The organism is Streptomyces calidiresistens (assembly GCF_014141525.1).
Classification (GTDB): domain Bacteria; phylum Actinomycetota; class Actinomycetes; order Streptomycetales; family Streptomycetaceae; genus Streptomyces; species Streptomyces calidiresistens.
The window spans coordinates 1-736 of the sequence record NZ_VKHS01001404.1; the positions used below are offsets into that span (position 1 = coordinate 1).

Annotated in this window: 1 protein-coding gene; it reads right to left on the reverse strand. The window is 73.0% G+C overall.

Translation table 11 applies throughout. The annotated features are described in order from the left end of the window. Positions 1–57: 57 nt before the first annotated feature. Positions 58–736 (reverse strand): D-Ala-D-Ala carboxypeptidase family metallohydrolase (locus tag FOE67_RS27535; RefSeq protein WP_182667524.1); only part of this gene is annotated, 679 nt, incomplete at its 5' end.

Consider the following 736-nt stretch of genomic DNA (forward strand, 5'->3'; position numbering starts at 1 on the left):
GGTGGGGCCCGCCCGGCACCGGGTACCGGGTGGCGGGCGGGCCCGTTCGGGGGCGGCTCAGATGCCGCAGTTGGGCGCCGACCAGAAGCGGGAGGCGCGGGTGTCGACGTGGGTGTGGTCGTTGTGGCCGGGGTAGCCGGGGCCGAGGATGCCGTTGAAGCCGTGGTTGCGGGCCTGCTGGGCGAGGGCGCAGAAGGAGTGCGTGCCGACCAGGTCGGCCGCGTCCCCGTACAGGTGGCGGCTGTTGCTCGCGCCGCCGACCGCGTTGTTGCAGGAGGTGGAGCGGAAGCCGCTGCTGACCGTGATGGGCCGGTCGCCCATGGCGCGGCGCATGGCCTGGAGCTTCCACATGGTGCGGCGGGCGTTCTCCCGGGCGGTGGCGGCGGAGACCGCGCCCCCGGACCAGTTGGAGTTGCAGCGGTTCAACTCGGCGAAGGTGAAGTTGACGGTGGAGCAGTCGGAACTCTGCAGGGCGTAGATCCGGTTGAAGGTCTGCGGCCCGGCCACGCCGTCCACGCCCAGGCCGTACGCCTGCTGGAAGCGGCGCACCGCCTCCTCGGTGTGCGGGCCGAACTGACCGTCGATCGCGAGGACCTGGCCGTAACCGGGGTAGCCGGCGACCCGGATCTGGAGCTGGGTGACGTCGGCGCCCGACATGCCCCGGCTCAGGGTGCGGGGGAAGGTGTAACAGGCGTCGAGGGTGCCGACGTCACCGGATTCCGGCGCGGCGGCGGGC